The organism is Halostagnicola larsenii XH-48 (genome assembly GCF_000517625.1).
Lineage (GTDB): Archaea > Halobacteriota > Halobacteria > Halobacteriales > Natrialbaceae > Halostagnicola > Halostagnicola larsenii.
Map to the genome: position 1 here is coordinate 2,628,654 of NZ_CP007055.1, position 21,401 is coordinate 2,650,054.

General features: G+C 63.4%; 22 protein-coding genes. 11 read left to right on the forward strand and 11 right to left on the reverse strand.

Annotated features, from left to right (window positions below; translation table 11 throughout):
- Both HALLA_RS13290 and HALLA_RS13295 read left to right on the forward strand, forming a co-directional pair.
- A complete protein-coding gene (locus tag HALLA_RS13290; RefSeq protein WP_049953807.1) occupies positions 1-2,337 on the forward strand; it encodes a twin-arginine translocase subunit TatC in 2,337 nt (778 codons plus the stop codon).
- Between the two features lie 96 nt (positions 2,338-2,433).
- Positions 2,434-2,610, forward strand: a complete 177-nt coding sequence (locus HALLA_RS13295; RefSeq protein WP_049953808.1) for a ribbon-helix-helix domain-containing protein — start codon at positions 2,434-2,436, stop codon at positions 2,608-2,610.
- Positions 2,611-2,666: 56 nt separating this feature from the next.
- Here HALLA_RS13295 and HALLA_RS13300 read toward each other — a convergent pair whose 3' ends face one another.
- Together HALLA_RS13300 and HALLA_RS13305 are read right to left on the reverse strand one after the other, a co-directional pair.
- Positions 2,667-3,443 carry a 23S rRNA (uridine(2552)-2'-O)-methyltransferase gene (locus tag HALLA_RS13300; protein WP_049953809.1) on the reverse strand — a complete coding sequence of 259 codons (777 nt, stop codon included), beginning with the start codon at positions 3,441-3,443 and terminating at the stop codon, positions 2,667-2,669.
- Positions 3,440-3,646: a hypothetical protein gene (locus HALLA_RS13305; protein ID WP_049953810.1), complete on the reverse strand. Its 207-nt coding sequence runs from the start codon at positions 3,644-3,646 to the stop codon at positions 3,440-3,442. Before HALLA_RS13305 ends, HALLA_RS13300 begins: the two co-directional genes overlap by 4 nt.
- A gap of 65 nt (positions 3,647-3,711) precedes the next feature.
- Between HALLA_RS13305 and HALLA_RS13310 the strand changes: the two genes are divergently transcribed.
- Positions 3,712-4,455, forward strand: a complete 744-nt coding sequence (locus HALLA_RS13310; RefSeq protein WP_049953811.1) for a DNA polymerase sliding clamp — start codon at positions 3,712-3,714, stop codon at positions 4,453-4,455.
- A gap of 202 nt (positions 4,456-4,657) precedes the next feature.
- Positions 4,658-4,948, forward strand: coding sequence for a HalOD1 output domain-containing protein (locus HALLA_RS13315; RefSeq protein ID WP_049953812.1), 291 nt, complete (start codon positions 4,658-4,660; stop codon positions 4,946-4,948).
- 33 nt (positions 4,949-4,981) lie between these two features.
- Here HALLA_RS13315 and HALLA_RS13320 read toward each other — a convergent pair whose 3' ends face one another.
- Positions 4,982-5,872 carry an alpha/beta fold hydrolase gene (locus HALLA_RS13320; RefSeq protein WP_049954128.1) on the reverse strand — a complete coding sequence of 297 codons (891 nt, stop codon included), beginning with the start codon at positions 5,870-5,872 and terminating at the stop codon, positions 4,982-4,984.
- Positions 5,873-6,017: 145 nt separating this feature from the next.
- Between HALLA_RS13320 and priL the strand changes: the two genes are divergently transcribed.
- Positions 6,018-7,091, forward strand: a complete 1,074-nt coding sequence (gene priL / locus HALLA_RS13325) for a DNA primase regulatory subunit PriL (protein WP_049953813.1) — start codon at positions 6,018-6,020, stop codon at positions 7,089-7,091.
- A gap of 42 nt (positions 7,092-7,133) precedes the next feature.
- Here the strand turns inward: priL and HALLA_RS13330 are convergent, their stop codons facing one another.
- Positions 7,134-7,391 (reverse strand): DUF7472 family protein, encoded by a 258-nt coding sequence (locus HALLA_RS13330; protein WP_049953814.1) that lies wholly within the window; start codon positions 7,389-7,391, stop codon positions 7,134-7,136.
- Between the two features lie 281 nt (positions 7,392-7,672).
- On the opposite strand from HALLA_RS13330, the gene HALLA_RS13335 reads away from it, so the two are divergent.
- Positions 7,673-8,311: an SWIM zinc finger family protein gene (locus HALLA_RS13335; protein ID WP_049953815.1), complete on the forward strand. Its 639-nt coding sequence runs from the start codon at positions 7,673-7,675 to the stop codon at positions 8,309-8,311.
- Positions 8,312-8,396: 85 nt separating this feature from the next.
- The gene (locus HALLA_RS13340) at positions 8,397-10,298 is read left to right on the forward strand and encodes an acyl-CoA dehydrogenase family protein (protein ID WP_049954129.1); all 1,902 of its coding nucleotides are present in this window, start codon (positions 8,397-8,399) and stop codon (positions 10,296-10,298) included.
- A gap of 38 nt (positions 10,299-10,336) precedes the next feature.
- Here the strand turns inward: HALLA_RS13340 and hjc are convergent, their stop codons facing one another.
- The 5 genes from hjc to HALLA_RS13365 all read right to left on the reverse strand — a co-directional run bounded on the left by hjc (position 10,337) and on the right by HALLA_RS13365 (position 14,243).
- A complete protein-coding gene (gene hjc, locus HALLA_RS13345; protein WP_049953816.1) occupies positions 10,337-10,861 on the reverse strand; it encodes a Holliday junction resolvase Hjc in 525 nt (174 codons plus the stop codon).
- Between the two features lie 62 nt (positions 10,862-10,923).
- Positions 10,924-11,724, reverse strand: a complete 801-nt coding sequence (locus HALLA_RS13350) for a CPBP family intramembrane glutamic endopeptidase (protein ID WP_049953817.1) — start codon at positions 11,722-11,724, stop codon at positions 10,924-10,926.
- A 66-nt stretch (positions 11,725-11,790) separates the two neighbouring features.
- Complete coding sequence (locus HALLA_RS13355; protein WP_049953818.1) at positions 11,791-12,003, reverse strand: DUF7511 domain-containing protein; 213 nt, start codon at positions 12,001-12,003, stop codon at positions 11,791-11,793.
- A gap of 263 nt (positions 12,004-12,266) precedes the next feature.
- Positions 12,267-12,800 (reverse strand): DoxX family protein, encoded by a 534-nt coding sequence (locus HALLA_RS13360; protein ID WP_049953819.1) that lies wholly within the window; start codon positions 12,798-12,800, stop codon positions 12,267-12,269.
- 159 nt (positions 12,801-12,959) lie between these two features.
- Entirely contained in the window at positions 12,960-14,243 is a 1,284-nt protein-coding gene (locus HALLA_RS13365) for an adenosylhomocysteinase (protein WP_049953820.1), read from the reverse strand.
- Positions 14,244-14,615: 372 nt separating this feature from the next.
- On the opposite strand from HALLA_RS13365, the gene HALLA_RS13370 reads away from it, so the two are divergent.
- Both HALLA_RS13370 and HALLA_RS20675 read left to right on the forward strand, forming a co-directional pair.
- Positions 14,616-16,376, forward strand: a complete 1,761-nt coding sequence (locus tag HALLA_RS13370) for a nitrite/sulfite reductase (RefSeq protein ID WP_049953821.1) — start codon at positions 14,616-14,618, stop codon at positions 16,374-16,376.
- A gap of 1 nt (position 16,377) precedes the next feature.
- Positions 16,378-16,554, forward strand: coding sequence for a hypothetical protein (locus HALLA_RS20675; protein ID WP_169732142.1), 177 nt, complete (start codon positions 16,378-16,380; stop codon positions 16,552-16,554).
- Positions 16,555-16,674: 120 nt separating this feature from the next.
- On the opposite strand, the gene HALLA_RS13375 is transcribed toward HALLA_RS20675, so the two are convergent.
- Together HALLA_RS13375 and larE are read right to left on the reverse strand one after the other, a co-directional pair.
- Positions 16,675-17,031 (reverse strand): hypothetical protein, encoded by a 357-nt coding sequence (locus tag HALLA_RS13375; protein ID WP_049953822.1) that lies wholly within the window; start codon positions 17,029-17,031, stop codon positions 16,675-16,677.
- 272 nt (positions 17,032-17,303) lie between these two features.
- Positions 17,304-18,200, reverse strand: coding sequence for an ATP-dependent sacrificial sulfur transferase LarE (gene larE / locus HALLA_RS13380; protein WP_049953823.1), 897 nt, complete (start codon positions 18,198-18,200; stop codon positions 17,304-17,306).
- 132 nt (positions 18,201-18,332) lie between these two features.
- On the opposite strand from larE, the gene HALLA_RS13385 reads away from it, so the two are divergent.
- Together HALLA_RS13385 and HALLA_RS13390 are read left to right on the forward strand one after the other, a co-directional pair.
- A complete protein-coding gene (locus HALLA_RS13385; protein ID WP_049953825.1) occupies positions 18,333-18,860 on the forward strand; it encodes a PH domain-containing protein in 528 nt (175 codons plus the stop codon).
- A 138-nt stretch (positions 18,861-18,998) separates the two neighbouring features.
- Positions 18,999-21,341 (forward strand): DEAD/DEAH box helicase, encoded by a 2,343-nt coding sequence (locus HALLA_RS13390; RefSeq protein WP_049953826.1) that lies wholly within the window; start codon positions 18,999-19,001, stop codon positions 21,339-21,341.
- Positions 21,342-21,401: the final 60 nt, after the last annotated feature.

Consider the following 21,401-nt stretch of genomic DNA (forward strand, 5'->3'; position numbering starts at 1 on the left):
ATGAGTTCTGCGGTCAGCGAAGACACCGCCCGAGCCATCAACACCGGTAGGGAGACGATCGGTGCCGTCCTCTCCAGTGCACAGGACAACCTCCAGCATGTGTTTATCGTCTTTCTCCTCGGCTTCGTCGGGGCCTTCTACGCGCTTCGAGTCTTCATCTGGGATTTCCTCGAGGCCACGGCTCGAGCGGAGATGAACGCGAACCTCTCCGAGGCGACGAACATCATCACCCGAACGCCGTTCGAAGTGATCCTCCTGCAGGCGAAAATCGGGATGATAATCGGCGTCATCGTCGCGATTCCGGCGGTTCTGTATTACTCTCGAGACGCGCTTCGAAAGCGCGGGCTCCGGTCGGTCGTTCCCGTCTCGCGGTGGTACATGGCAGGGTTAGCGCTGATCTCGTTCATGTTGTTCTGGCTGGGACTGGCCTACGCGTTCGTAGTGTTCTTCCCGTTTACGTTCGAGTTCCTCGCGAAGGTCGCCTTCGTCGCGGGCGTCGATCCGAGCTGGGGGATCACGGAATTCACGCAGTTTATGGCGCTGCTGACGATCTCGTTCGGACTCGCGGCCCAGTTGCCGCTCATGATGGGCGTCCTTTCGTATACCGAGATCGTCTCCTACGAAACGTTCCGAAACAAGTGGCGTCATGCCATCGTCGCCATCACCGTCTTCGGTGCGGTTTTCTCGCCGCCGGATCCGATCACGCAGGTCATGTGGGCGCTCCCGCTGTGTGGACTGTACGCCTTCAGCCTCGGCCTCGCGAAGATCGTCGCCAACATCCGCCGGCGCGGCGCCGCCGAACTCGATACCGGAACCGGGTTCATGAAACGACGAGTGCTCCAGTTTACGGGCGTTTTGCTCGGCACTGGCGCGCTGACTGCCGCCTTCGTGAACCAAGACGGCTTCGACCGCCTCGAGGAATCGGTCTTTCCGCTGCTTCCGTCGGGACTCGAACCCGGTGGTACCACCGTTCTCGAGTCGATCGCGATCGAGTACGGGACACTCGGCGACGTCGCGGTCGGCTTGCTGGTCGCCCTCGGCGTCGGCGTCGTGATTCTCGTGGGCTACATGATCGCCGTCTTGCGATCCCCCGTGTATCCGCGAGAGGGAGACCTTCGAAACGCGACCGACCCCGACGAGATCGACTTCCAGACCCTCGAGACCGGGGACATCGAGAACGTGCCTGCGCAGGTCTTCCTCGCGATGAACGAAGAGCAAGCGCTCGAGATCTCCCGCCAGGCGATGTACGACGACAACAAGGCGAAAGCCGAAACGGTTCTGAGCCGATTCGACTCGTTGCAGGCCCAGCAGAACGCAGACGGCGATACGACCGACGAGGGAGCAGACGCCGGGGCGAGCGCGGACACGGCCGGCGAAGGCGGGGAGCCTGAAGACGACGGCGGACTCGTCTCGAGTACGGCGGCGGGGATGCTGGATCCGTTCACCGAGGACGAGACGACCGAGGAGGATATCGGCGGCTACGCCTACGACCTCGCGTTTATCTTCAACAGCCTCACCTCGAAGGCGATTTACATCGTCGGGCTGTTCATGCTCGTTCTGGGTGGGTCGTTCTTCGCGCTGTATCAGGGCGGGTTCACGGTGATCCTCGCACAGTTCGTCGACCGCGTTCCCGACGACGTCCTACAGGAAGTCGCAGCGGCAAACGACGCCCAGGTAGCGGGCGCCGAATCGACGACACAGTTGCTCCGCGAAGCCGGCTTCGTCATCGCGCTCGACCCCGTCGAGGTGCTGATCTTCATGATCAAGATCAGCACGATTCTGGCGTTCCTCGCGGTCCTCCCGCTGGTGCTTTACTGGGCCTGGCCGGCCGCCAAGGAACGCGGACTCGTCAGCGGGAACTCCCGCGTGATACTCGTCTGGAGCGGGCTCTTGCTGGTCGGGTTCGTCGTCGGGCTCTTCCTCGGGTTCTACTGGATCGCGCCCGCGGTGATCTCCTATCTCATCACCGACGCCGTCAACAACGGCATGGAAGTCACCTACCGGATCAACAGCTTCTCCTGGCTCGTGATCTACGCGACGCTCGGCGTCGGCTTCCTCTTTAACATCATCGTCACGATGGCGATGTTCCACGTCGGCGGCATCGTCAACTACCGGACGATGCTCGAGCGGTGGCGGTCGGTCGTCGTCGGCATCTTCGTGATCGCGGCTGTCGCGAGTCCGAAAGGCATCCTGACGATGCTCGCGCTCGCGACGCCGATCGCGCTCACCTACGTCCTCGGACTCGGCGTGTTGTACGTTCTCACCGGCGGCGGGCGACTGTTCGGCGGTGGCGGCGGCGGGCAAACCGACTCCGACGCCGCGGCAGTTCCCGAGTGAACGGCATCGAAGGAGCAGTCAGGCGCTCGAGCCGAAGTTTCGAACGCAAGAGAGTAGCTATCAACTGTTAAGGAACACCTCTTCGAACCCACAGCCATGCCCAAAATCAGCGTCGAAATCCCGCAGGAACTACTCGACGACCTCGATGCACACGTCGGTGACGACGGCAAATTCGTCAATCGAAGCGACGCCATCCGCTCGTCGATCCGCAAAAACCTCGATATTCTCGACGAAATCGACGATCGACACGACCGACTCGAGCCCGACGAGTGAGAGACGAGCGGAAACGAGAGATTTCGAGCGGCGGCGATTCGATGTCACGATGACGCTCAGTCGCGATCTAGCCGCTTTGCGAAGCCGAAGTTCGGTTTGACATCGTCGACCCGGACCGTCACCGTCTCGCCTTCTTCGGTGTCCGGAACGAACAGCCGATAGCCGTCGACCGAGGCGATCCCGTCCCCCTCTGTGCCGACATCGACGATGTCGACCTCGAGTTCGTCGCCCGTCTGGATCGGCGCGGTGAGCCGCCCCTTGCCGATAAGATAGATTTCCGACGACGCATCGCGGGACGCTTTCGGGCTCGTCGCGCGGACGTACTGGAATTCGTCTTCGACATCTGATCGGAACGCGTCGACGTCGGGCCCTTCGAACACCTTCACGATGAAGTCGCCGCCGGTCTCGAGCAGTTCCAGCGACGTCTCGAACGCCTGCCGAGCGAGGTGAAGGGATCGCGCCTGATCGAGGTGGTACTCGCCGGTCATGTTCGGTGCCATGTCCGAAACGACGACATCGACGTCGCCGCCTGCCGTATCGGTAACTCGCTCGCGCGTTCGATCCTCGGTCATGTCCCCGCGAACCGTCTCGACGGTGTCGTGATCCTCGAGCGGTTTGATTCGCTGGAGGTCGACGCCGATGACGGTTCCCTGCGGGCCGACGCGTTCGGCCGCGACCTGCAGCCAGCCGCCCGGCGCGGCCCCGAGGTCGACGACCGTGTCTCCCCCGTGGATGACGTTCTCGAGGTCTGCGAGCTGTTTGAGCTTGTAGGCCGCTCGAGATCGATAGCCCTCCTGCTTTGATTTGTTGTAGTAGTGGTCTTTGCCAGTCATGGATAGCTCACCAGAGACGGATCCGGTTTCCCGCGGCCGTCGGTTCGATCGGCCACGCGAGCGGAACGCGTCGGATGTGTACTCCCACCGAAGGCGTCGACGCTGATAGGCGTGACGCACCTGTCGTCCCCGCTGTTGCCACTCGGGTGAGCGATCCGAACGCCGATGAGCGCCGACCGGAGGCGACGCCGATCGGCAGCCACCACCAGCGGCTCCGATCGACCGCAAAAGGTGGCTTTTTATGCAGACCGTTCGTAGCCCGTCACATATGTTCAAGGCCATCGTGAGCGCGGAAACGCTCACCAGCACGCTCGATTCGATCAGCGTGCTGGTCGACGAGTGCAAGATTCACCTCGAGGAAGAAGGCCTCGAGATTCGGGCCGTCGATCCCGCCAACGTCGGGATGGTCGACCTCTCGCTCGATGCAGCCGCGTTCGAATCCTACGAAGCCGACGGCGGACTGATCGGCGTCGACCTCTCGCGGCTCGAGGACATCGCCGGCATGGCCGAATCCGGCCAGCTCATCCAGTTTGAACTCGACGAAGAGACGCGCAAGCTTCACATCCAGATCGACGGGCTCGAGTACACGCTCGCGCTCATCGATCCCGACTCGATCCGACAGGAGCCGGACATTCCGGATCTCGACCTGCCGGCCGAAGTCGTCCTCGAGGGCAAAGACCTCAACCGATCGGTCAAAGCCGCCGATATGGTCTCGGACCACATCGCACTCGGCGTCGACGAAAGCGAGGAGTTCTTCTACGTTAACGCGGAGGGAGACACCGACGACGTCCATCTCGAGTTGACTCGAGACGACCTGATCGACCTGCAGGTCGGTCCGGCACGCTCGCTGTTCTCGCTCGATTATTTGAAGGACATGAACAAGGCGATTCCCGCAGATACCGAAGTGACGCTCGCACTCGGCGAAGAGTTCCCGATCAAGATGTTCTTCGGCTACGGCGACGGAAACGGGCAGGTCACGTACATGCTCGCGCCGCGGATCCAGAGCGACTGAGGACTCGGTTTTTCTACGACGCTCCTCGAGCGGGGCTTTTCCGAAAGCGCGGTTGCTGGGAAACAGCCGTTTTGCCAAGCGACTCCCGTCCCTAACTGTTGCCAAGCGACCCCCGCTCTCGACTGAGCTTTCGGAAAAGTGGTATGTACGCAGCGACGACGAAAAGGGGAGGAGTTACCACCGAGAAGCCACTAGAACGGGTATGGTCTCTCCCGACGATTCTGCAGGCTCTCCGTCGAGTCACGTCGTCACTGTCGACGGACGACAGCCGAGCGAAGCCATCATCTCCGCGATAGCGACCCTCTCGGGAACGGACGCGGCATCGTTACCGCCGCTATACGACGTCATCGACCCCGAAGCGCTCGACTCGCTGTACGAACACGTTCGAGAGCGCAACGGCGGAGACTCGAGCGCCTACCAAATCGTGTTCCCCTACGAGGGATACGAAGTGTGCGTCGAGTTCGACGGTCGGATTCGACTCGAGACGAGTTAGGTCGTTCCGACATCGGCTGATCGCACTGCACTTCTACACCGGCCGACTGGCCTCCACTCGTTCGCGGAGGAACGTTCGAAGGTGATCGTTCACCTCGTCGCTCGATTCGATGAAAACGCAGTGTGAGCCACCCTCGATGGTCTCGAGAGTCGCGTCCGGAATTTTCTTCTCGAGCAGGCGGGCGTTTTCGACGGGGATCACTCGATCGGCAGTGCCGTGCAGGACGAGCGTCGGCACCCGGATGCGATCGAGTCGATCCGCGACGTCGAAGTCGAGTACCGCACCGGCCTGGGCCTCGCGAGCGGGTCCGTCGGCGTCCTGCTCGAGTCGCCACTCGATGATCCGGTCCATGAGATGCGGGTTTCGATTGGTAAAGCGCTCGGTGAACGCCGGGCGCATCCGGTGGCGGAGTCGTTCCCGTTCGGTTGCGCCCTTTGGCGTTGAAAAGACCTGCTCTCGGGTTTCCTCGGGGATCGGAACTGCGTCCGGCCCGCCGTGGCTCGTACAACACAGCGTGAGCGAGGCCGCCCGCGAGTACTCGAGGGCGTACTGCTGGGCGATCATCCCGCCCATGCTCGCGCCGACGAGGTGGGCGTCGAAGATGCCGGCGTCCTCGAGGACGGCCTCGAGGTCCGCGGCCAACCCCTCGATGGAATAGCTGGCGAGGGTTGCGAGGAGGGGAGCGCGCAGTCGACGCGGGAGTTTCGAAACGCCCGGCGGGAGGCCGGCGTCCGATCGGCCGGTTCCTCGGTTGTCTGGCGCGATCACGTCGAACTCGCCGGCGAGGGCTTCCCGTTGCCAGCGCCACATCCACCGCCCGTAGCCGAGCCCCTGGACGAAGACGACCGGATCGCCGCTCGTCCCGTCTGCACGCTCGTCTCGCTCGTAGTAGATCGACACCCCGTCTCGAGTGACCCGTGGCATACGACAACCGACGTGGCGGACGGCCTTGAAATCGAGCATCGATGGGGCGACGAAACGGCAGATCTTACTGGATCGATCGAACTCAGGGGCGAGCGAGCGCCGACAACCAGCGCGTTTAACCCCTCCCAGTAATATCGTTGTATCGATGCAGCGACTGCACGCCCGATACCCCTTCCTCGAGGCAGCCCGCGACTCGGTCGCCACGGAGGCCGTCGATCTGGCCACCGTCGTCGAGCAAGACGGGGCGGTCGTCGAACGCGCCCGCGAGCGCGTCGTCGCCTCGCTTGAGAAGGGGACAACGGGCGAGGCTCACCGGGAACCGCGCGTGGAACTGCTTTCTTATCCCGTCGCTCGAGTGCTCGTTTCGCTCGGTAACGAGTCGATACTCGTCCGCAAGTACGCCCGCGCCGAAGCCGAAACGGCCTTCGACCGGTTCACGGACGACCTCGAGGACACGACGGAGTTGAAAAGCGTCGAGACGGCGGGACTCGACCTCGCTGACCTTCTCTCGGAGTTCGACCTCGAGGAGTCGATCCGAGCGGTTGGCGATGGTGGGTATCGAGTGGACGTCGGGACGTACCTACCCCTCGCGGGCGACCTCTGGGAGGACGAGTGGCGACTGGTCAACCAACCCCTCGACAACGGCGAGGTGCCGGTCGACGAGAGGGAGCTACTGACGCTCCTGCGCGAAGCCGTGCGCGAACGGATCGAAGACGGGCTTCCGTTCGACGTTCCAGACACGATCGCGACCGAACTCGAGGACGAAGCCGAAGAGATCCGCGACGTACTCGCCGAACTGGACCTGACTCGAGAGATCGACACGGTCGTTCCGGACCTCTTCCCGCCGTGTATGAAGGCGCTGCTCGATCAGATCCAGAAGGGCGAACACCTACCCCATCACTCCCGGTTTGCGATCACGGCGTTTCTGGCGAGCATCGGGATGGAAACCGACGATATCGTCGACCTCTACCGGGTAAACTCCTCGTTCGGCGAGGAGATGACGCGGTACCAGACGGACCACATCCGCGGCGACACGTCGCCGACGGAGTACTCCCCGCCTTCGTGTGCGACGATGCAATCGTACGGTGACTGCGTGAACAAAGACGACCTCTGCGAGCAGATTCCACACCCGATGGCCTACTACGAGAACCGGATCGACGACGCCGACGACGACGAACTCGAGGACTGGCGGGAGACGACGGCCGAAGGCGACGCCTGATCGGAAATCAATATCGTGACCACGGGAGAAAACGAGACTCGCTTACGCCGATCCCTGCGTGTCAACGTCGTTTTCGAGTCCATCCTCTGGATCGTTCAACGTGTAGGCCAGCACGACGCCGACGCCAGTGAGAAAGATCACGAACCCGACGATGGCCGCGACCAGCATCTGACCGCCGTCGGCGGACAGTTCGCCGTTGGATCCGGAGTACGTCGTCCCGATGTACACCATCGTCGAAACCATAAGAAGGACCGAGAGGATGGCCGCGCCGGTTTCGATAAGGCTGTCACGCTCGAGCATTGGTCGATGCTTTCGACGGGCCGGTGAAAAACGTATCGAAGGCATCGTCCGCGAGACGCCTCCTCGAGGCGGAGTGCGGCGCTCGAGGCCGCGCGAACTCGAGGGGGCGTACCGGACGAATTCAGGCGGCGGTCGGAAAGACGCGGGCGAACGCGATGGCATCGAACGACCGGTCGATTCGGTCGATAATCGAGGGCTGGGTGTGCAGGCGCGGCCGTTATTATCCCCGAGCACGTATAAGCGTCGAATAGCCAGCCGACCGACTGCAGCCCTCGACGCACATGATAACAACCGCGTCACCGAAAACCAGCCTTCCAGTACCGACCGATAGACGACTCGAGGAGCGATCGCTTCGCGCGCGCACGGAGGCGATGTCCGTGCTCGCACTCGGCGACGGCCTCTACGAGGTCGAATCCGAGAGCGAACACACCTACCTCGTCGACCTCGAGGCGGGGCGGTGTACCTGTCCGGACCACGTCTTCCGGAACGTCCGCTGTAAGCACGTTCGCCGCGTCGCGATCGAGATTACGGCAGGACGGGTCCCGCCGCTCGGCCGGATCGCCGTCGAGTGTACCGACTGCGGCGAATCGGTCTTCGTCGACGAAGACGTAGACGGCCCGTTCTACTGCGAACGCCACCGGATCTATCCCGGCGCAACGGTTCGCGACCGCGAGACGGGCGACCGACTGACGGTCGTCGACGTTTCGGATCGGAGAGCGGACGCCGTCCAGATTCCGGACGCGAGTACCACCGTCGCCGAGTACGGCACGAACGAGAACTACGACCCCGACGTCCCGGTCGTCGGAACCGTCTACCCCCACGCAACGGTGGCACGGAACGGCGTCGTTCCGGCGTCGCTGAAGGTCTACGTGTTCCCGCGAACGCGCCTCGAACGCGTGCGGACCGACGATCGGAACTGATCTGCGAATGGATCCGCTCGAGACGGCGGGCAAGTCCACTCGAGACGCTGCCATTTTATTGCGGTTCGTCAACTATACTCACACTATGAGTTCGAGGATCGATTTCGGCCAGTTCGACGAGGGCCGAGGCGTCAACTACTGGGCCCTCGACCGCACCCTCCAGCGCGAACTCGAGCGGATCTACACCAACGAGGAGTTCGCGTGGGCCGAACCGCGGCTCGCGTCGTTCGGTCGAACGGTCGGACACACCATCGCAGACAACGCGGATTACATCGACGACAACGGGCCGGTACTCGAGCCCTACGACAAACACGGCGAGGTTCAAAACTACGTCCGATACCCCGCTGAGCAACACGAAAACGAGGAGCTAGCCTACGAGGCGGGCATCGTCGCCGACTCGTTTCACGCTCCGCCCGACCGCGAGGAACCGATGCCGTTCAGTCACAACCTCGCGATGCAGTACCTGCTCAGTTACGCCGACCCCGGTTTCGACTGCCCCGTCGCGATGACGACGGGCGCGGCGCTCGTTCTCGAGCGGTTCGGCGGCGAGGAAATAGCGCCCTACTACGGGGCCCTCACGAGTCGCGACTCCGACGACCTGATCGAAGGCGCGATGTTCCTTACCGAAAAACAGGGCGGGAGCGACGTCGGGGCCAACGAAACCCGCGCCGCCTACGACGAGGAGTCTGGATACTGGCGACTCGAGGGCGAGAAGTGGTTCTGTTCGAACGTCGACGCCGAAGGGACCCTCGCGCTCGCTCGCGCCGAGGGCGCGCCGGCGGGAACCGACGGGCTTTCCCTGTTTCTCGTCCCCCACGCCGATCCGGAAGGAGGGGCGATGACCAAACGCGAGCGGCGAGAGCTCGCCGCGAACGCGAGCGGTCGGAAGGGAATCCCGTCCGCGAAGCTCAACGATCAGTACTACCGCCGATTGAAGGACAAACTCGGGACCGTCTCCGTTCCGACGGGCGAGGTCGAGTTCACGGGCGCGAAGGCGATCCTCGTCGGCGAGGAGGGAAACGGGTTCAAACAGATGACCGAGATGCTCAACGTCGAGCGGCTCTCCAACGCCGCGGCGTCGTGTGGGATCATGGGCCGCGCGCTCCTCGAGAGTCGGATCTACGCGGCGAATCGGGAGGCTTTCGGCGAGACGATCGATCGGCATCCGCTGATGCGGGCCGATCTGGTCGACATGACCGTCGACCACGAGGCCGCGACGGCGTTCACGTTCGAGGTTGCGCGGCTGTTCTCCGAACGCGAACGTCTCGAGCGAGAGAACCGCGAGAAACTCGAGAATACGCGTCGACGGGGCGAGAACAAGCGTCGACGGGACGAGAACGCCGAGGAAACGTACCGACTGATGCGACTGCTGATTCCCATCGCGAAGGCCCGAACCGCGCGGATGGCGGTCGACACCGCCTCCTACGCGATGGAAATCCACGGCGGCAACGGCTACGTCGACGACTTCGTCACCAATCGATTGCTCCGGGACGCACAGGTTCTGCCGATCTGGGAGGGGACCGAGAACATCCTCTCACTGGACGTGCTCCGAGCGCTCGATCGCGAGGCCGCCCACGAGCCGTTCTTCGAGGCCGTACAGGACCGACTCGAGACGGTGACCCACTCCGCACTCGAGGACTCCGCAGGGGTCGTCGAATCGGAGTACCACGACCTTGCAGGCGCACTGGCGACGCTCGCCGACGCTGAGACCGACGACGCGCAGTTGTCGGCAAAACGGCTCGCCCACTACGTCTTCGACGTCTTTACCGCCGCACTCCTCCTCGAGCAGGCCCAGACCGCTCTCGAGGGCGGGGACGGACGAACGGCGCTCGTCGCGAGGCGGTTCGTCGCGAACGAACTCGCAGACAGCGAGGCGCGAGGGATCATCGAGGGTGATCGACTGCCCCTCGAACACTTCGACCCCGTCGTCCGCTTCGCATCGGTCGACCCGGAAGCGCTGTCGGAGTCGGTGCCGGCGGACGACTGACGTGGAGACGAGTACCAGGACCGACGCGGACGACTACTCTACTCGAGCAACGTCGCGGCTTCCTCGACGTCCATCACGCCCTGTTCGACCGCGTTGAGCACCCGGACGATTTCGGGGTCGGGGCCGGTGTCGACGCCGTCCTCGTCGATGTCCTCGAGGGTGACCTTCTCGGATTCGCCGACGAACTCCGAGAAGTCGGTGCCCTCGGCGATGGCCGTCTCGCTTTTGACGCGGTAGTTGCCGCCGTCGGTGACGTGGAGGTCGCCGGGATGGAAAAAGTACCAGTCCTCGCGGTCGAACCTGACGCCGATACGGGGTTTCGCGCCGAAATTCTGTGCGAAGTACGTGAGCGCCTCGACCTCCTCGCCGGTGAGATAGATCGGGTCGCCTGAACTCGACTTGGCTTCGATCGCGTAGAAGGTTTCGCCGTCGCCGGCGAGTACGTCCGGCAGTTCCCGCTCCGTCGCCGAGCCGCTCGCCGGGGCGCGCATCACCGCAAAGCCCGCCTCGTCGAGGAGATTGACGAGTTCGCGCTCGCGGCGATCGCCTTTCGCCTGGGACATATCACTCACTCACGTGCGGCCCCTCTTAAACGAGGCGACCCAGCGATCAACCCGATCGGCTGTTATAGTACCACGAACGCGACGGCGGCTTCGAGGAGCAGCGACGGCAATTCTCCGGAGTCGGCGTACTCGAGCTGGAGGTAGAGGAGTCCGAACTGAAAGAGGTTGAAGCCGGCGTGTGCGGCCGTCGGGACGAGGATGTTGTCCGTTCTGGCGTACGCGTAGCCGAAGATCAGCGACCCACAGAAGACCGCAAACAGCGAGACGAGGGTTCCATAGAGCGGCCCGCCGATGAGATACGACGGGATGTGGACGAGCGCGAAGATCGCACTCGCCGCGAGGACCGCGCCGTTCCGACTGAACGATTCGTAGAGCCGCTTTTGCACGATGTTTCGGAAGAAGAACTCCTCGGCCGGCGCGTTCGCGAAGACCACGATCGCGAACATCGCGAGCAGTAAGACCTGATCGTCGCCGATGATGTTGACGACCTCGTTCGGGGCCTGGGGCAACTCGAGGAACTGAATGAGAAAGCCGAACACGATGATAAACAGAATGCTCCCGAGCGTCGCCGCGATGGCCCACCCCCAGTCGCGGACGGTTGGAATTCGAAGATCGACGAACGACCACCCGCGCCCGGTGACGGCGAGGTAGATCCCGCCAGCGAGGAAGAATCCGCCGAAGTTGAGCAGGAGCATGACGATCGTCGGTCCCCGATCGGCCTGCTGGTTCGGGTCCCCCAGCGCGGGTTCGAGGAACGCGAGCGGCGCCACGAGGGCGTTGACGACGACGAAGGCGAACACGGAGAGACCGAATCCGACGAGAACCGAACGCGTCGGACTCTCGGAACGAGTGGGGGTGGGCATGAAAGGCCGTACATCGACGAGCCCCTTGGGCGTTCCTTTTGCAGAAGAGCGGTTGTGCAGGCCGCGTTAGCGCATGTCCGAGAGATCGACGTACGAACCCGTCTCGGCGGTGATCCAGTGGGTGGCGATCTCGTGGTCGGTGCAGTTTCGAGGGTACATCGTACAGGCGTTCGGACCGTCCTCGTACTCTGCCGTGACGTGTTCGAGTGCAGCAACCGACTCCGACGCCGACTCGAGCGCATCGCCGTCCGAGACATCGTGACGTGAAACGTTGGACATTGTGGATCGTTCCCTACCCATATCTTGGAGTGATCGAAGATATATGTTTTGATTATGTTCAGATAGTGCATACTAGTGCACGTTCGTAGTTGAATTTTCGGAAAAAGATTGCGTTTCGAGATTGAGTCGTGATAGTTGGTCGCGAATCGAACGACCGTCCGCAAGGAGCGGTGGGTCCGGGTGTTCTCAAGGGCGTCGATGAGTGAATACACCCGGTCGGAAACGCAGAGCCGTACGACATCCCGGTTGTGCGAATATCCGGACTACCCGAGGAGGTAGCGCAGGGTCGGGACGCGCTCGACGAGCGAGTGCTCCTCGAGGTAGCGATCGACGCCGAGGACCCGCCCGGCCGCGAACGCACCCAACGCGAGGAAGACCGCGGCGTAGACGAACTGGTCGTTGACCAGGCCGCCGGCGACGTCCCAGCTACCCAGATAGAAAAGCACCATCTGGGTCGCCGCTCCGAACGCGGCCAGTCGGACGAAGAGGCCGGCGAGCAGGGCTAGTCCGATCATGATCTGGGTCGCGGGGACGATGACATCCACCGCGGCCATCATCGATGCGTTCTCGGCCATCGCGCCGAAGATTCCGCTTGCCGGGCTCGCCGGATCGACGTTCGACAGGTACCCGTAGGCGCTAAAGCCGCCCGTGAACTTTCCCCACCCTGCCGACAGCATAACCCAACCCATGACGAGTCGAAGGCCGACGATCGCCCACGCGCTGAGTTGGTGTGGACGTCCCTCGAGTCGAACCCCACCGAGCGTGCTTTCCAACCGGTTTGCCGTAGTATCTGCCATTATCGGTCACCTCTCACAGATAGTCGTTGGCTTCGGATCCGCATATACCGTGCAGAGACTTCCTATCGGGCGGGAAGTTGTACGTTGGGACGATCTCGAGAAGGGAGAAAAATAGATGGCGCGCTCAAAGACGCGCACGACGAATCCGCGAAGTGGCCGTTACGTCCCGTGGTCCCACGAACCCATGTACTCGCGCTGGGTGTCGGTCAGGGAGTCGAAATCGACGCCTTCGGCCTCGAGTTTGATTTCGGCGATCTCTTTGTCCAGTTCGTCGGGGACGTCGTGGACGCCGGCGTCGTATTCGTCGGCGTTCTCGAGCATCTCCCGCACGCAGACGGCCTGCACACCGAAGCTCTGGTCCATTACTTCGACGGGATGGCCGAGCGAGACGGGAGCCGCGAGGTTGACCAGCCGACCTTCCGCGATCACGTTCAATCGGCGTCCGTCGTCCATCTCGTAGGCTTCGACGCCGTCGCGGGCCTCGTAGCGGTCGACCGCGAGGTCGTCGAGCGCGTCGAGGTCGATCTCGATGTCGAAGTGACCCGCGTTCGCCAGCAGGACGCCGTCTTTCATCGATTCGAAGTGCTCACGGACGACCACGTCGCGGTTGCCCGTCGTCGTCAGGAACACGTCGCCGACCTCGGCGGCCTCGGCCATCGGCATGACCTCGTAGCCTTCCATGTGAGCCTCGAGCGCTCGGCGCGGTTCGACTTCGGTGACGATGACGTTCGCGTTCTGGCCGGCGGCCTTCTTCGCGACGCCCTTGCCGCAGTAGCCGTAGCCCGCGATGACGACGTTCTTGCCGGCCCACGAGAGGTTCGTGGTCATGGCGATGGAGGCCAGCGAGGATTCGCCGGTGCCGTGAACGTTGTCGAACAGCCGTTTCATCGGCGTGTCGTTGACCGCAAAGACCGGGTACTCGAGCGCGCCGTCTTCGTCCATCGCGCGCAGGCGGTGGACGCCGGTGGTGGTTTCCTCGCAACCGCCGGCGATGCTATCGATCAGTTCGGGGTAGTCCTCGTGGATCGCGGCCACGAGGTCCATCCCGTCGTCGACGGTGACGGTCGGCTCGAGGTCGATGACGGCTTCGATCGCCTCGTAGTACTCCTCGTCGTCGACGCCGCGTTTCGCGTAGCTCGTGATGTTCTCGTGGGTGTCGAGCGCCGCGGAAACGTCGTCGTGGGTCGAGAGGGGATTACAGCCCGTGACCGCGACCTCGGCGCCGCCGTCGGCGAGCGTTTCGACCAGGATCGCCGTCTTGGCCTCGACGTGCATTGCCATCGCGATCCGCTCGCCCTCGAAAGGCTGGTCGGCGTCGAACTCGTCGCCGACGGCCGACATGATCGGCATGTGCTGGGCGGCCCAGTCCATCTTTCGGCGACCCTCTTCTCGAGCCGCCTCGAGATCGTCTAGCTGCTCGCTGATCGGCGGGTACGGTGTCATGGCTGAACAGAGTACAACCGGCGGGAAAACGGTACCGAACCGTTCCGGCGGTCGGCGCTCGAGACCCGTCCGTCGAGCGCGATACGTCGTGCTCGCGCATCGACGACGGCCGCAATCGATCAAGATTCGGCGCGAAAGCGATGAAAAGACAGCGACTGCCACGGCCGATAATTTCGATCATCGTCCTAATACACACAATATGTCATTGTACATCGGGTAGTCGTCCGAGAATACGCCCATATATGGCCATTTGTAAACGGTTACCATTATATTGTTCACCAGCATGACTAACATCCGTACATTGAGCAATGATCCAATTGAAATCTGACGATTTAGAAGACGACCGTCCAATCCGACTCGGGGTGAACTGCGATGGTTCATAAAAAAGAGGAGTACAAGGAGGAGTGCTACGGAGACGAAGTCCGCGAGCACATCCTCGAGTTCGCCGACGAAGGCTTCGAGTCGATTCCGGAAGACGAGCGCGATAAGTGGTTCACCCGGTTCAAGTTCTGGGGGCTGTTCCATCAGCGCGACGGTCAGGAATCGTACTTCATGATGCGCCTGACGAATGCGAGCGGCGTCCTCGAGCCAGGTCAGCTCCGCGCGATCGGCGAGGTCGCCCGCGACTACGCGACCGGCCCCGTCGAAAACCCGGAGTTCGGAAACGGCTTTCTCGACCTGACGACCCGACAGTCGGTCCAACTTCACTGGCTCGACCTAGAGGAGGTTCCCGACGTCTGGGAACACCTCGAGTCGGCGGGCGTCTCGAGTCGATCCGCCGGCGGCGACACGATGCGAAACATCTCCGGCGGCGCGCTCGCCGGCAAGATCGACGAGTACGTCGACTCGCTGGCGCTGCTCGAGGAGTTTCAGGAAAAGTGTCGCGGAGACGACGCGCTGTCGAACATGCCCCGGAAGTTCAACATCAGTGCGACGGGGTCGAAAGACGGCAGCGCGCAGGATTCGCTCAACGACATCGGCTTCGAGGCGGCTCGCAAGGAGATCGATGGCGAGGTCGTCAAGGGGTTCAACGTCCGCGTCGGCGGCGGCCTCGGCGGTCGCCAACCCCGTGCGGCGACGCCCCTCGACATCTTCGTCACGCCGGAGAACGCCTACGAGGTCGGCCGCGGCTTCGTCGAACTCTACCACGACTACGGCAACCGGACGACGCGGGCGAAGAACCGCGCGCGCTTTTTCGTCGAGGACTGGGGCGAGGAGAAGATCCGCGAGACGCTCCAGGAGGAGTACGTCGACTTCGAACTGAAAACCGCCGGCGAGGACTTCCGCGAAGAGTACACGTACAACGCCGGTCGACCGTCCGGAGACGGGCCCCGCGACTACGTCGGCGTCGGCGATCAAATCGACGGGAAGAACTACGTCGGACTGACCGTCCCCGTCGGACGGCTCCCCGCGGAAGACGCGATCGCCATCGCCGACCTGGCCGACGAGTACGGCTCCGGCGAAATTCGACTCACCCGCCGGCAGAACTGCATCATCACGGACGTTCCCGACGAGAAACTCGAGGACCTCCTCGAGGAACCGCTGCTCGCGACGTACCCGCCGGAGCCGAGCGTCTTCGACCGCGGCGCGATGGCCTGTACCGGCACCGAGTTCTGTTCGATCGCGCTGACCGAGACGAAAGCGCGGATGGCCAAGATGCTGCGCTGGCTCAACGCCAACGTCGAACTCCCCGACGACGTCGAACAGATTCGCATGCATTACTCGGGCTGTACGGCCGACTGCGGGCAGGCGATGACGGCGGACATCGGCCTGCAGGGCATGCGCGCCCGAAAGAACGGCGAAATGGTCGAAGCGTTCGACATCGGCGTCGGCGGCGGCGTCGGCGAAAACCCCTCGTTCGTCGAGTGGATCCAACAGCGCGTGCCGGCCGACGAGGCACCGATGGCGATCAAACGGCTGCTCGAGGCCTTCGCGGCCCACCGCGAGGAGGGACAGACGTTCCGCCAGTGGGTCGAAGCGACCGGCACCGAAGCGCTCGTCGAGTTCTGCGAACCCGCCGAATCGGACTTCGAAGCCCCGTACATGGACGACGGTAAACAGGCGTGGTACCCGTTCGCAAAAGACGTTGCTGACTCGGGAAGCGAGAGCTCCGCCGCGCCGTCGGACGACTGAGATGGCTCGAGCGTACCGACCCCCAGAGATGGCAATCGAAGCCGCGGAGGCGGCCCGACCACGACACGCCGAGAGCCGCTCTGACGAGTCGGCGACGGAGCACGTCGACGGTGAGGATCCGCGGCGGGCGTGCCACCAGCACGTATCGATCGACGTGGCCCCGGAACTGTTCGACTAGACGGAAATAGTGATGCGTTTCTGCGGTATGTTTCTACCCCAATGACGGTCGCGTCCGCCGACAGACGGCTCTCGACGGCCGTTCAGAGATAACGGCGCGGACGAACGGAGAAGGCCTACACTACCGATGTTCACACGTCCGGTCGTGGGCGTACTCGAGGGCGTCCTCGAGCGAGCCCGGTCCGTCGTAACTCGCCGAAAAGAGTTCCATGAAGCGTCGGGCGATTTTTCCGCAGCGTTCGAAGGTGAGAACGGTTCTGACGGTGGCGGTTTCTGCGAACTCGAGTCCCGGATAGCTGGTCGTCGTGAGCGTGTAGCCGGGATGGTCTTCGCCGTCCAGCGACGCAGGTGCGACTTTGAGCCGAAGATCGCCCGATTCGTGGAGATACGTCCGATACTGCATTTCCCGATCGCTATCCGCGGGTGTGTAGCTCCTGTGTTCTTCTTCGTTCCAGTCTGGGGGAACCTCGATCTCCATCGTGTTCTCCTACTCAGTGAAGGGATACGTTCGTATCGTATTACGCAATATTCCCGGACGTTAGTGGAATAATCGAACCAATGAGTGGTTTTGCTGGCTGAACAAGTTTATATTTTGGACGAACGTGTGCCAAATATCGGTGAAGTCGGAGAATACGCGCATCGTACGTGCCGCCCGTCGCGGAATCGTTCATCCGCCCGACGACCTGGTCGACTCCCCCGCAGGTCGCGACGGGCGGCACCGGTGGTCGGCGATGACATCGCCTGGGTTCGTTAGTTCTCGACACTCGAGACGCCGTCATCGACATCCGCTCCGTCGGCCGCCGTGCCGCCGGCATCTGTGGCGCTGGTATCTGTGCCGTCGGCTTCGGGACTTACGCTACCGGTCCGGTAGCCGTGGAGATCGAGAGTGACGTGCTCGAAGCCGATATCCGAGAACGCGTCGCGCGCGGCTTCGACGAAGGCCGGGTCGAGGGCGACCTCGAGTTCGTCGGGTGCGACCTCGATGCGCGCGAGGCCGTCGTGGTCGCGCACGCGAAACTGTTCGAATCCCCAGTCGCGGAGGAGGGACTCGGCTTGCTCGACGCGGGTGAGTCGCTCCTCGGTCACGGAGAGTCCGGTCGGGATCCGAGAGGAGAGACAGGCCATCGACGGTTTGTCCGCGACCGAGAGGTCGTAGCGCTCGGCGATCTCGCGGACCTCGGCTTTCGTGATATCGTGGGCCAAAAGCGGCGAGACGACGTCGAGTTCCTCGACCGCCTGCAGCCCCGGTCGGTGTCCCGCACCGGGGTCGTCGGCGTTGGTTCCGTCACAAACGGTTCCGATACCGAGTCGCTGTGCCGTCTCGAGCATCTCGCCGAGGCGCATCGTTCGACAGTGATAGCACCGGTCGCCGTCGTTTTCGACGAAGTCGTCGCTCTCGAGTTCGGAGAAGGAGACGATCTCGTGGCGGATGCCGATCTCCGCTGCGACCCGCCTCGCGTCCTCGAGTTCGGCCTCCGGAAGCGTCTCGCTCTTTGCCGTACAGGCGACGGCGTCCTCGCCCAGCGCGTCGTGTGCGATGGCGGCCACGACGCTCGAGTCCACGCCGCCGGAGAAAGCGACCAGGACGCCGTCGCGGCTCGCGAGGTCGGCGCGGGCGGCCTCGAGTTTGGCCTCGACCGTAGTCATGCTCGCTCGTTCGGTCCGAACGGGCAAAAGGACGTTGTCACCGCTGTCGGCGACCGGTCCCCCCGGCAACCCGCAGTAACCACTCCATTCTCGCGACAGCTTTACGGTGCCGAACGGAATAGCGAGGGTCCAATGGCCTTCGGCTCCACGCCGGACTGGTTTCACCTGAGCGACGAGCACGACATCGTCTGGGAGAGTCGCCCGCATCCGATCGCGATGGGAACCGGGCTTCCGGTCGGCATCATCGTCACGCTCGTCGGAATCGTCATCGTCGGCTGGAGTACGACGACCGAGACGGCCGTGTTTCTTGCGGTCGGCTTCGTGCTCGCCATCGTCGGCATCTCGCTCGTTCTCGTTCGATACCTGGGCTGGACGAACACCCGGTACGTCATCACCACCGCCGAACTCTACAAGAAACACGGCGTCGTCTCGAGGGACGTCACCCAGTTTCGACTCGAGCGCATCCAGAACATCAGTCTCGAGCAGGACGCGGTTGGCCGGGTGCTGGGATACGGGAATCTAACGGTCTACACCGCCGGGTCGGGCGATCCGGAGCTCACCTTCGAGCGCGTCCCCAGACCGGAACAGGCCAGTAGCCTGCTGAGCGATCAACTCGAGGACGTTTCCGAGCGAGAAGAGACCAAACAGCAACAGCCCTGAGTCGGCCGTTCTCGCTGCCAAACAGTCCAGACGAAAGCGAAGAAATACGACACCCAGTGAGGAGGCGGATCGGTCGATGTACCCTCGCGCGGAACGCGAAGGAAACGCCTTTCACCGACCACTTCCCGTTTTCGGGTGATGGAGGTCGCCGAGGTGCTGCCGGAGTTCGCCGACGCGTTCGCGTTCGAGGAGTTCAACCGAATGCAACGCGAGGCCCTGCCCGCCCTGCTCGAGCGCGAGGAGAACGTCGTTGCGAGCGCGCCGACCGCGTCAGGGAAGACCGCGCTCGCGGAACTGGCGATCTGCAAATCGCTCGCCGACGGCGGCACGGCGCTGTTTATCGCCCCGATGCGGGCGCTGACGAACGAGAAAGAAGACGACTGGGACCGCTTCGAGGAGCTCGGGTACTCCGTGTACGTCGTCACTGGCGAACGCGATCTGAACCCGCGGCGCGCACGGCGCGCGGACATCCTCGTGATGACTCCCGAAAAGCTCGATTCGGCGACCCGAAAACACGACTCGAGACGCTACGACTTCGTCACGGACATCGACGTCTGCGTGATCGACGAGGTACACCTGCTCGACGCCGACCGGCGAGGATCGGTCCTCGAGGTGACGATTTCGCGATTGCGACGGCTCTGTGAACCGCGAATCGTCGCGCTTTCTGCGACGATGCCGAACGTCGAAGACGTCGCGGCGTGGCTCGACGCGAGCGCCGAGACGACCTTCGAGTTCGACGAGGAGTACCGCCCCGTCGATCTCAACGCGGGCGTGAAAACCTACACGCACGGCGAGAACGCGTTCGCGGACAAGTACCGACGACTGTACCGGGCGCTCGACCTCGCCGAACCGCACCTGCGCGAAGACGGGCAAGCGCTGGTGTTCGTCTCCTCGAGACAGGATACGGTTCGCGCCGCGGAGAAAGCCAGAGACGAGATCGCCGAACGCGACGTGCCGATGGGAGCCCGCGGGGACTACGACTTTCACACTGACGCACAGGAACTCGAGAACGACACGCTTCGAAACTCCGTCCTCGACGGGGTCGCGTTCCACCACGCGGGGCTCTCGAAGAACGATCGGGACCTCGTCGAGGAGTGGTTCAAGGAGGGCATCGTCGAACTGCTCTTTTCGACCTCGACGCTGGCCTGGGGCGTGAACCTGCCCGCCCGCTGTGTCATTATTCGGGACACGAAACTCCACGACCCGCTCGAGGGCGAGGTCGACATGAGCCCGCTCGACGTCCTCCAGATGCTCGGACGAGCGGGACGGCCCGGCTACGACGACGTCGGGTACGGCTGGGTCGTCTGCGACGCCACGGAGGCTGACAAGTACAGACAGTTGCTCAAAGACGGCAAGGAGATCGAGTCCCGACTCGCCGAGAGCTTAGAAACCCACCTCAACGCCGAGATCGCGATGGGGACGATCACGGATCTCGAGGACGTGATGGACTGGCTCGAGACGACGTTTTACTACGTCCGCGGGCAGTCACGCCCCGAGGAGTACGACTTCCCGAACCTCCGACAGCGGGTTCGGGACTGTCTCGAGCGCCTGGTCGAACGCGGGTTCGTCGAGACGGGCGAGGACCTCTCGATCGAGGCGACGCCGCGGGGCGTGCTCGCCTCGAAGTACTACCTGCGACTCGAGACGGCTGCCAGGTTCGCCTCGCTGACCGAGCGAGAGTCGATCGAGACCGCGGACGTACTCGAGACCGTCGCCGGCGCGGTCGAGTTCGATTCGGTCTCGGCGCGCCAGTCCGAACGCGACGCGATCAACGCCGTGTTGGTCGGCCAGAAGACCGACGACTTAGAGGCGGGCCAGCGGAAGGTGCTCGCGATTCTCCGGGGCGCTGCGAGCGGATCGACGCCGAGCGAGCTCCGGAGCGACGCGTGGGTCATCCGCCGGAACGCGACCCGCCTCCTCTCGGCGCTGCAGGCGTTTCTCGAGCGGTTTTCGGGGCCGCACGAGGCGAACCTCGCCCGGCGGGTCGAAGCCCGAATCGAAAACGGCGTCGCCGACGACGCGGTCGGGCTCACGGCCATCGACGGGGTCGGTCCCGGCCGCGCGAGCAAACTCGCGAAGGAGGGCCACTCGACGCCAGGCGACATCGTCGAGGCGGGAATCGACGGACTCGTTTCGGCGGGCCTCTCGGAGGGCGTCGCCGAGCGGGTCTACGAGGGCGCACAGTCGCTTCCCGCCGTCGAACTCGAGTGGGGTCGGTTCCCCGACGAGATCGCCACCGGCGAGAACGACGCCTGCGAGGTGACGGTTCGAAACGTCGGCGAACCCGCGCAGGCTGGCATCCGCGTCACGGTGAACGGCGTCGAGATGACGAAGACGAGCACGTACCTCCGAGGCGAGGAGACCGTCCCCGTCGGCGTCTTCGGTGCCAACGCGGACGAACTCGAGTTTACGGTCAGCGTCGCGTTCCCCGAACTGCCGCTCGTTCCCCAGCGAGAATCGAGGACGGTCGACGTCGTCTAGGCAACGAGCGCCCGTTGTCGGCGTCGGCTCTTGACAAGCGAGTTCGAGAGGCCGCCGAGT

Bases quoted from the DNA above. Each gene is read 5' to 3' on its own strand.
- priL (WP_049953813.1), top strand. From the start codon at position 6,018: ATGCAGCGACTGCACGCCCGATACCCCTTCCTCGAGGCAGCCCGCGAC.
- HALLA_RS20675 (WP_169732142.1), top strand. From the start codon at position 16,378: ATGGCTCGAGCGTACCGACCCCCAGAGATGGCAATCGAAGCCGCGGAG.
- HALLA_RS13365 (WP_049953820.1), bottom strand. From the start codon at position 14,243: ATGACACCGTACCCGCCGATCAGCGAGCAGCTAGACGATCTCGAGGCG.
- HALLA_RS13360 (WP_049953819.1), bottom strand. From the start codon at position 12,800: ATGGCAGATACTACGGCAAACCGGTTGGAAAGCACGCTCGGTGGGGTT.
- HALLA_RS13295 (WP_049953808.1), top strand. From the start codon at position 2,434: ATGCCCAAAATCAGCGTCGAAATCCCGCAGGAACTACTCGACGACCTC.
- HALLA_RS13330 (WP_049953814.1), bottom strand. From the start codon at position 7,391: ATGCTCGAGCGTGACAGCCTTATCGAAACCGGCGCGGCCATCCTCTCG.
- HALLA_RS13350 (WP_049953817.1), bottom strand. From the start codon at position 11,724: ATGCCCACCCCCACTCGTTCCGAGAGTCCGACGCGTTCGGTTCTCGTC.
- HALLA_RS13375 (WP_049953822.1), bottom strand. From the start codon at position 17,031: ATGGAGATCGAGGTTCCCCCAGACTGGAACGAAGAAGAACACAGGAGC.
- larE (WP_049953823.1), bottom strand. From the start codon at position 18,200: ATGACTACGGTCGAGGCCAAACTCGAGGCCGCCCGCGCCGACCTCGCG.
- HALLA_RS13300 (WP_049953809.1), bottom strand. From the start codon at position 3,443: ATGACTGGCAAAGACCACTACTACAACAAATCAAAGCAGGAGGGCTAT.
- HALLA_RS13390 (WP_049953826.1), top strand. From the start codon at position 18,999: ATGGAGGTCGCCGAGGTGCTGCCGGAGTTCGCCGACGCGTTCGCGTTC.
- HALLA_RS13290 (WP_049953807.1), top strand. From the start codon at position 1: ATGAGTTCTGCGGTCAGCGAAGACACCGCCCGAGCCATCAACACCGGT.
- HALLA_RS13315 (WP_049953812.1), top strand. From the start codon at position 4,658: ATGGTCTCTCCCGACGATTCTGCAGGCTCTCCGTCGAGTCACGTCGTC.
- hjc (WP_049953816.1), bottom strand. From the start codon at position 10,861: ATGTCCCAGGCGAAAGGCGATCGCCGCGAGCGCGAACTCGTCAATCTC.
- HALLA_RS13355 (WP_049953818.1), bottom strand. From the start codon at position 12,003: ATGTCCAACGTTTCACGTCACGATGTCTCGGACGGCGATGCGCTCGAG.
- HALLA_RS13335 (WP_049953815.1), top strand. From the start codon at position 7,673: ATGATAACAACCGCGTCACCGAAAACCAGCCTTCCAGTACCGACCGAT.
- HALLA_RS13340 (WP_049954129.1), top strand. From the start codon at position 8,397: ATGAGTTCGAGGATCGATTTCGGCCAGTTCGACGAGGGCCGAGGCGTC.
- HALLA_RS13385 (WP_049953825.1), top strand. From the start codon at position 18,333: ATGGCCTTCGGCTCCACGCCGGACTGGTTTCACCTGAGCGACGAGCAC.
- HALLA_RS13310 (WP_049953811.1), top strand. From the start codon at position 3,712: ATGTTCAAGGCCATCGTGAGCGCGGAAACGCTCACCAGCACGCTCGAT.
- HALLA_RS13370 (WP_049953821.1), top strand. From the start codon at position 14,616: ATGGTTCATAAAAAAGAGGAGTACAAGGAGGAGTGCTACGGAGACGAA.
- HALLA_RS13320 (WP_049954128.1), bottom strand. From the start codon at position 5,872: ATGCCACGGGTCACTCGAGACGGGGTGTCGATCTACTACGAGCGAGAC.